The organism is uncultured Meiothermus sp. (genome assembly GCF_937863175.1).
Taxonomy (GTDB): Bacteria; Deinococcota; Deinococci; order Deinococcales; family Thermaceae; genus Meiothermus.
In genome coordinates this window covers 1-7,314 of sequence record NZ_CALMCQ010000407.1, presented here as the reverse complement: position 1 = coordinate 7,314, position 7,314 = coordinate 1, and the positions used below count along the sequence as shown (strand labels likewise).

Below are 7,314 nucleotides of genomic sequence, written 5' to 3'. Positions count from 1 at the left end.
CCCTGGGTTGTGTAAACGATGTGTCATTTGGCCTGTGCTAAGGCTTAATGGCCCCCTCGAGCGTGCCGCAACAACCAGTTCTCCAGCACCTCTTCATAGAGTCCAGGGGGCAAACGCGGCTGGTCATACAACCCTGCCTGCAGGCGCTGCCGTTGGGCTTCGAACAAGATAACCGCTGCCGCCACCGAGACATTCAGGCTCTGCACCATGCCCATCATGGGAATCAGGATGTGCGCATCCGACCGCTCGGCAGCTTCCGGCGAGACCCCCCACTTCTCGGTACCCAGCAAAATACAGGCGGGCCGGGTGTAGTCCACCTGTCGGTAATCCACCGCCCGCTCGGAGAAATGCGCCGCCAAAACCTGAAACCCCTGCGCTTTCAAATGGGCCAGGGCGGTTAGGGTCTGGTCATGCACCCGCAAACCTACCCATTTCGACGCCGAACCCGATGTCTCGTTAAAGGTCTTGCCGCGCAGGCTTAGCTTGCTCAGGGCTGACCCGTCGTCTGCCAATTCGGGAATCCCGTACCGGGCCGGGATGGCGTGGGCTTCCAGCACCCCCACCGCGTCGCAGGAGCGCAGGATGGCCGAGAAATTGTGGGGCTTGTGTACCCGCTCCATCAAGACGGTCAGGTCGGGCTGACGCTTGTCCAGTACCGAGCGAATCTTGGCGAGGCGTTCGGGGGTCACGACCACTGATTGTAAGGGGTGTAGCTAGTCCACTTCCCAAACCCAACACCCTGGAACCACTTTTCCTATGCTAGACAAGATGAATTACTTTGCCTACCGCACTGCCGCCGAACGTTATGCCATGGCCCGGCCTTATTTTCACCCCCTGGTGATGGAGAAAGTAGCCGCCCATTGGCTAAAGCGAATCCCTTTTGCCCGAGCGCTGGATGTGGGCTGCGGCACCGGGATGTCCACCAGGGCCCTGCTTCTGATTGCCGATCAGGCCATCGGAACCGATATTTCGCCAGAAATGCTCGCCCAAACCGAACAAAGCCCGCGTATTCAATTTGTGCAGGCTCCCGCCGAGAAACTGCCCTTTGCCAGCCACCGCTTCGACCTGATCACCTCCTGCATGGCTTTTCACTGGTTCGATCAGCCCAGGTTTTTGCGGGAGGCTGCCAGACTACTCAAAAAGGGTGCGCCCCTGTTGATCTACGGGCACGGCTTCGCCGGGGCTATGCAGGGCAACCCCGATTTTGCCGAGTGGAACAACCAGATCTACCTGCAGCACTATCCCAACCCACCCCGCCAGAGTGTGAGTGTCTCCCAGCAACGGCTGCAACAGACGGGCTGGCTGCACGAAACCGAAGTTTTCAGCCACACCATCCCGATGAGCCTGGAGCAACTGGTGCGCTACTTGCTGACCCAGTCCAACGTGATCGTGCGGGTCGAGCAGGGTTCGCAGACTGCCGAGGCCGTTTACGACTGGCTCCGGGACTCGCTGCGACCTTTTTTCCGCCAACCCTTCGAGCAGATGCAGTTCCGGGGTCACATCTGGTACTGCCGGGTGCCTTAAGCTCTTGCTAAATGAAAGCCATCGTCGTCGAGCAGAACGGCCCGCCGGAAAACCTGCTGTACAGGGACATCCCCGATCCCAGTCCCAGCGCGGGCGAAATCCTGGTGCGTACCATCCTCACCAGCCTCAACTATGCCGACCTCGAGGCCCGACGGGGGGGTTACGATGCGGGTTCGCAAACCCCCTTTATTCCTGGCCTGGACGCGGTGGGTGTGATTGAGGCCCTGGGTGAAGGCGTAGATAATTTGAAGATTGGGCAGCGGGTTGCGGTATTTCCGACCGGGGGCGCTTATGCCGAAAAAGTAGTTGCCAGGGCCGCGCTGGCCTACCCGGTTCCCGATACCCTCTCCAATGAGGCGGTCTCGGGCCTGACCGTACTGGTCACGGCTTACAACATCCTCACCTGGGCCGGACGGCTGCAAAAAGGCGAGACGGTGCTGGTGCACAGAGCGGCCGGTGGGGTCGGCAGCACCGCGGTGCAGATGGCGCAGGCCATGGGTGCGGGAAAAATCATCGGAACCGTCGGCAGTGAAGCCAAAGCCGGTTTTGTGCGCAGCCTGGGGGCGGACGAGGTTCTGACCTACGATGGCTTCGCAGAGAGGACTCTGAAGCTGACCAACAACCTTGGGGCCGACCTGATTCTGGACTCGATCTCGGGCGAAATCTTCGACCAGGGGATGAAGTGCCTGGCCCCGTTCGGGCGGCTGGTGGTCTACGGGCACGCGGGCGGGCAGGCCGGGAGGTTCGATACCAAGCCGCTGCACCGCCAGACCAAGGCGGTGGTGGGCTACAGCAGCGGGCAGTACCGGCGCTCACGCCCGGAGGCGCTGCGACCCATCATCGAGGCAGTGCTTGAGATGTTGCTGTCCGGCCAGGCCAAACTCGAGATTAGGGCCAGGTTCAAGCTGGAAGAAGCCCCCAAAGCCCACGCTCTGCTGGAAAGCCGCCGGAGTGTGGGGAAGATTTTGCTGTACTGTTCGTGATCCTCGACCAGTCGCTCAGGGCCGGGTGAACAGGAAGTCCCTGGCCTGCGCCCCAGTGTGGCAGCCCACGCAAAGCTGCTGTCCGCTGGGGCCGCCGAACTTGAGTACGTAACGCCCGCCCTCGGGGAAGTACTCCTCGTAGTACCAGCCTGCCCGGCGCTTCTCCATGGTGGCGATCAGGGTGGGAGCACCCGCGGGGCCAGCGGTCTTGACCACGATGCTCCCCACCGGCAGGGCCTTGCCCGACTTCCAATCCTTAGCCGCCGCTGGGTTGGCATAGACCGCCTTACCCTGGCCCGCGTGGGGGCCGCTGGTGGGCAGGTTCTGGCCCACCACCTTCTCCCACTTTGCAAAGCCCGCGTAGGCCGCCGGGATGCCACTCAAGCCCTGCGCGCCCGCCCATACCGCCAGCGCTATACCTGCCATCAAAACCCAGTGCTTCATAGCGAACCTCCCGTGTTTCTATACGTACCACACCCATCTATCGGCCCGGTCTGCTGGCTTACCAGACCAGCGGGTTCCGAATGCGCTCGAGGTAGTGGCCTGAGCCCATGCCGCTGGCCAGCTTATTGGTGCCGGCGCCATCCTCAAAACCCCAGGCATACATCAACAAGGTTCGCATTCGCACAAACCAGCCCATCTCCAGCACCGGGTCGGGGTTGAAGGGCCGGGCTGTACCGTAACCTTTCAAAAGCCACTCCATCTTCCGCCGGCGCTCCTCCAGCTCGAGGTCGGAGAATTCCATCAGGGCCCGGGCCATATCGTAGGCAAACCAACAGTAGGTCGGTTCGTCAAAATCTATGATCCAGACCCGCTCGCCGTCCCACAAGCAGTTGGCCGCACGAAAGTCGGCGTGGCAGAGTCCGAAGTCAACGATCGGTAAGGTCTTGGTCCAGGCGGTGATGGCCTGGTATTCCGCAAGTAGGGTGGCATCGGACTCCAGATAGGGTCGAATGTGGGCCCACTGCCTCTCCCAGTGGTGGGAGACCGTACCGAGCCTCTGCACGTAGGTCTCGGCGGCCGTATGCAACAAACCCAAAGCGTAGCCCCATTCGTGCAACAAAGCTGCATGCGCCTGGGCAGGGTCAATCGGCTGGCCGGGAACCCCCAGAATTGCGGTTGCCAGAAATAAATCTTCTCCCTGCCAAACCTCTTCGATAAAGCGGCTGTTAACCGACTTTAACGGCGTGCAGACCGGTGCGCCACAGGCAGCCGCATGGCACAAGAAGTCAACCGGCAAGGCTAGATGTTCCTGGTCGCGCAGAGCCAAGTGGGTAAAGCGCAGATAGATCGCCCGATCATGGGCTTTGCCGCGATACACCACGTTGATGCCATGGTTGACCAGCTCGAGCGAGGCGGGATCGGCCCCCCACAACAGAGCTACCGTCGCGACACTGCGGTCATCCAGACGGGCGAGGGCTTCGAACCACATGGCTATATACAATACCCTCATCAACCCCACCGGCCCCAGTCCGGCCCGAGACCTGGATCCGGCGGCATCCCTGGTGGGCGCGCATCGGCAAAAAATCTAAGTTACCGAACCGCTGGCTCTTGAGTGGAACGAAGATTTCTGAGGGGAAGATGGCTTTTCGGGTCAATCAAATCTCTCGCTCGGTGCGCGAAAGGGGCCAACTGGACACCTCGTTGAGGGTAGCGATCTGGTCTGTGCTCAGTTGCAGGTCTACGGCGGGCATCAGGTCTTGCAGTTGTTGCACCGTGTTGGCCCCAATAATGGGTGCGGTCATGAAAGGACGCGACAGGTGCCAGGCTAGCGAGACCTGGGCCGGAGGCACCCCCCGCTGCTGGGCAATCTCCAGTATTTTGTCCAGGATGTTCCAGTTCTGCTCGCTAAAGCGTCCGCTGGCAATCCCCTGCGCCCGCACGCTTTCGGGCAGGGGCTGGTCGCGGCGGTATTTGCCGGTCAGAAAGCCGCCCGCCAGGGGGCTGTAGGGAATTACGCCGATGCCGTAGGTTTCGCAAACCCGTGCGAGTTCCCGCTCGAAGTTCATTCGGGTGGGCATGGCGATGCTGTACTCGGGCTGAATCGAGACAAAGCTTTCAAAGTCATGTTTGTCGGAAGCCCACAGGGCCTGCATCAGGCGCCAGGCCGAGAAGTTGGAGCAGCCGACATAGCGCACATAGCCTTTGCGTACCAGGTCGGTCAGGGCCGAGAGGGTTTCTTCGATGGGAACCTGGTGATCCACCCAGTGCACCTGGTAGAGGTCAATATAGTCCACCTGCAAGCGGCGCAGACTATCTTCGACGGCCCGCATGATCCAGGCCCGCGACAGCCCCTCGCGCTGCAAGGGGTGATTGCGCCCTTCCGAACCGCCCGGCCCCATTGGGCCGCGCACTTTGGTGGCAACGGCGACCCGATGGCGGTTCCCCCGGCTCTTGATCCAGCGCCCGATAATTTCTTCTGAGACCCCACCGGGGTTACCCGCCGTCCAGGTGGTGTAGATGTCGGCGGTATCAATCAGGTTGCCCCCGGCTTCCACAAAAGCATCCATGATGGCGAAGGCCGTCGGTTCATCGGCAGTCCAACCGAACTGCATGGTGCCCAGGGCGATGGGGTGAACAAAGAGGCCGGATTTTCCAAGTCTGCGGTAGCTCATAGTGAGATTCTACCCACCCTGGGGAGGGGGGTCGCAACCCGCACTTGATATTTTAGAGCATTTACTCTATTCTGGTTTTTAGAGTAAATACTCTAGTAAGGGCAAGATGAACACCAAAACCCGAATCCTGGACACGGCACTCGAGCTTTTCAACCAACAGGGCAGCCATGCCGTAACCACCAACCACATCGCAGAGGCCATGCAAATCAGCCCCGGCAACCTCTACTATCACTTCAAGAACAAAGAGGAGATTATTCGCGGCCTCTTCGCCCGGCTGGACACAACCTGGGATGAGGTGTTTAGCCCTGGAGTTGAACACCCGCTTACCCTGAGCGACCTCGAGCGCCTCGTCCAGACCAACTATGAGGTGATGTGGCGGTATCGCTTTTTCTACCGCGAGTGGATGGCCCTGCTCCCCAAAGACCCCTTGCTGGCCTCACAGTACCAGAAGGTGCGCAAGCGGGGGTTCGAGGGTTTCAAAGAACTGTTTAAAGGTTTTGTCGTGGCAGGAATCCTCCAGCCCACCGAGGCAAAGAACCTCCACCAACTGACCCAGATTTGCTGGATACTCAGCGATTTTTGGCTGCCCTTTGTAGAGCTTGGGGGGGAGAGCATCCAGTCCAGGCACCTGCAGCAGGGCGTCTGTCTGATGCGCCAGGTGCTGAAACCTCATCTAAAGGAGGAGTCCTGATGCTGCCCAACACCCAGGCTTCCAGCCTTCGCCGAACCACGGCCTGGCTGTTGATACTGGCGCCCGTTCTATTCATGGCCGTCTTCACCCTGTTGGGGTTTCGCTTCGAATACCCAGACATTCTGCGCAGGCCTGCGGGCTATGTGCTCGAGCAGTTTCGGGCTGGCGGCGCAGGGTTGATCGCCCTGTGGTATGGCATGCTGCTATCCGCACTGGCTTTTGTGGCTCTGCCAGTCCTGGTACACCAGCAGTTGGCCCATGCCCACCACCGGGGGCTCAGGCTCGCTACCACCTTTGGCATCCTGGCCGGGTTGGTACAGGCGATGGGCTTTGCTCGCTGGGTTTTTGTGGTTCCGACCCTGGCCGAACAGTACACCGACCCCACCGCCAGCGAAATCACCCGAGCCGCTATCCAGGTGGTCTTTGTGAGCTTCAACCAGTACGCAGGGGTGGGTCTGGGGGAACACCTGGGCTATTTGTTCACCGCGCTTTGGACGGGGTTGATAGCGGCCATCTTGCACCCCCAATGGCGCTGGCTGGGAGGGTCGGGCATGGCTTTGGCAGCAGGGATTGCCGCAGGATTGCTCGAGCCCTCTGGTGTGTCCTGGGCAGGCCCCGTCAATGCCATCAGCTACAGCCTGTGGGCGCTGTGGCTGATGGCGTTTGGTATCTTGCTCTTACGAAGCTCCGACGCAAAACCTCAAGGTTCATCGGCTATCCAACCCTAAGGAGCGATGGTTCCAGCACCTGACCCTCACAGCACATGCTCAGCTCAGTCTGGCCGGGCTGTTTTCTCGAAGCTGGCGGATGAGGGGGCGAAGGATCTCCCGCTTGAGCTTGAGGGCCTGGCGGTTAACGATGAAGCGGGCAGTGGAGTGGGCCAGCACCTCGGTCTCGACCAGACCCGCTGCCTTAAGGGTGGCCCCGGTCTGCACCACGTCCACCACCGCATCGGCCAGCCCGGTAATGGCCGCTAGTTCTACATTGCCCGCCAGTTCGATGATGTCGGCAGCCATCCCACGTTCACGCAGCACTTTGGCGGTGAAGCTAGCATACTTGGTAGCAATGCGGCGGATGGGGCCGGTGGACTCGGGATGGCGGATCAGCGAGAGGCGGCACGCGCCGGTGCCCAGGTCTACCGGCTCGTACACATCGCGCCCGGATTCCAGCAGCACATCGTTGCCCACCACGCCCACATCGGCGATGCCCAGATCCACATAGGTGGGCACGTCGCGGTTTCGTAATTCCAGAATTGCAATGCCGCCTTCTTTGCCGTGCAACAGGGCCCGCTCGTTCTCGACGACGGGCAGTTCCAGTCCGGCCTTGGCCAGGGCCGTATAGCCATCGGCAAAGTTGCGCCCCTTGGGCAGGGCTACCACCAGGGCGTAGCGTCCGCGAATCATTCGAGCATCCTTATATCACAAACACCTGTCAGACCTGCTCCCCTGGTGCTGGATCTTCTGGGAATGTAGATGGGGGGAAAGGTGACGGTTCGCGTAGG

9 protein-coding genes are annotated in these 7,314 nt (G+C 60.7%); 4 read left to right on the top strand and 5 right to left on the bottom strand.

Features of this window, described 5'->3' with window-relative positions; genetic code table 11:
• Positions 1-44: 44 nt before the first annotated feature.
• Positions 45-689, bottom strand: coding sequence for a tRNA (guanosine(18)-2'-O)-methyltransferase TrmH (gene trmH / locus Q0288_RS15405; RefSeq protein ID WP_299432335.1), 645 nt, complete (start codon positions 687-689; stop codon positions 45-47).
• A 79-nt stretch (positions 690-768) separates the two neighbouring features.
• Between trmH and Q0288_RS15400 the strand changes: the two genes are divergently transcribed.
• Together Q0288_RS15400 and Q0288_RS15395 are read left to right on the top strand one after the other, a co-directional pair.
• Positions 769-1,524, top strand: coding sequence for a class I SAM-dependent methyltransferase (locus tag Q0288_RS15400; protein ID WP_299432332.1), 756 nt, complete (start codon positions 769-771; stop codon positions 1,522-1,524).
• Positions 1,525-1,535: 11 nt separating this feature from the next.
• Positions 1,536-2,507 (top strand): NADPH:quinone oxidoreductase family protein, encoded by a 972-nt coding sequence (locus Q0288_RS15395; RefSeq protein ID WP_299432329.1) that lies wholly within the window; start codon positions 1,536-1,538, stop codon positions 2,505-2,507.
• 15 nt (positions 2,508-2,522) lie between these two features.
• On the opposite strand, the gene Q0288_RS15390 is transcribed toward Q0288_RS15395, so the two are convergent.
• The 3 genes from Q0288_RS15390 to Q0288_RS15380 form a co-directional block, all read right to left on the bottom strand.
• The gene (locus tag Q0288_RS15390; RefSeq protein WP_299432326.1) at positions 2,523-2,951 is read right to left on the bottom strand and encodes a cytochrome P460 family protein; all 429 of its coding nucleotides are present in this window, start codon (positions 2,949-2,951) and stop codon (positions 2,523-2,525) included.
• 58 nt (positions 2,952-3,009) lie between these two features.
• Positions 3,010-3,939 carry a phosphotransferase gene (locus Q0288_RS15385; protein WP_299432323.1) on the bottom strand — a complete coding sequence of 310 codons (930 nt, stop codon included), beginning with the start codon at positions 3,937-3,939 and terminating at the stop codon, positions 3,010-3,012.
• Between the two features lie 166 nt (positions 3,940-4,105).
• Positions 4,106-5,122: an aldo/keto reductase gene (locus Q0288_RS15380; protein WP_299432319.1), complete on the bottom strand. Its 1,017-nt coding sequence runs from the start codon at positions 5,120-5,122 to the stop codon at positions 4,106-4,108.
• Positions 5,123-5,228: 106 nt separating this feature from the next.
• Here Q0288_RS15380 and Q0288_RS15375 point away from each other — a divergent pair, with 106 nt between their 5' ends.
• Together Q0288_RS15375 and Q0288_RS15370 are read left to right on the top strand one after the other, a co-directional pair.
• Positions 5,229-5,813 carry a TetR/AcrR family transcriptional regulator gene (locus tag Q0288_RS15375; protein ID WP_299432316.1) on the top strand — a complete coding sequence of 195 codons (585 nt, stop codon included), beginning with the start codon at positions 5,229-5,231 and terminating at the stop codon, positions 5,811-5,813.
• Positions 5,813-6,541: a DUF4386 family protein gene (locus tag Q0288_RS15370; RefSeq protein WP_299432313.1), complete on the top strand. Its 729-nt coding sequence runs from the start codon at positions 5,813-5,815 to the stop codon at positions 6,539-6,541. The genes Q0288_RS15375 and Q0288_RS15370 overlap by 1 nt, the downstream gene beginning before the upstream one ends.
• A gap of 39 nt (positions 6,542-6,580) precedes the next feature.
• On the opposite strand, the gene hisG is transcribed toward Q0288_RS15370, so the two are convergent.
• Positions 6,581-7,216 (bottom strand): ATP phosphoribosyltransferase, encoded by a 636-nt coding sequence (gene hisG / locus Q0288_RS15365; RefSeq protein WP_299432310.1) that lies wholly within the window; start codon positions 7,214-7,216, stop codon positions 6,581-6,583.
• Positions 7,217-7,314: the final 98 nt, after the last annotated feature.

Coding starts and splice junctions, on each gene's coding strand:
- Q0288_RS15400 (WP_299432332.1), top strand. CDS start 769: ATGAATTACTTTGCCTACCGCACTGCCGCCGAACGTTATGCCATGGCC.
- Q0288_RS15395 (WP_299432329.1), top strand. CDS start 1,536: ATGAAAGCCATCGTCGTCGAGCAGAACGGCCCGCCGGAAAACCTGCTG.
- Q0288_RS15390 (WP_299432326.1), bottom strand. CDS start 2,951: ATGAAGCACTGGGTTTTGATGGCAGGTATAGCGCTGGCGGTATGGGCG.
- Q0288_RS15385 (WP_299432323.1), bottom strand. CDS start 3,939: ATGTGGTTCGAAGCCCTCGCCCGTCTGGATGACCGCAGTGTCGCGACG.
- Q0288_RS15380 (WP_299432319.1), bottom strand. CDS start 5,122: ATGAGCTACCGCAGACTTGGAAAATCCGGCCTCTTTGTTCACCCCATC.
- Q0288_RS15375 (WP_299432316.1), top strand. CDS start 5,229: ATGAACACCAAAACCCGAATCCTGGACACGGCACTCGAGCTTTTCAAC.
- Q0288_RS15370 (WP_299432313.1), top strand. CDS start 5,813: ATGCTGCCCAACACCCAGGCTTCCAGCCTTCGCCGAACCACGGCCTGG.
- hisG (WP_299432310.1), bottom strand. CDS start 7,216: ATGATTCGCGGACGCTACGCCCTGGTGGTAGCCCTGCCCAAGGGGCGC.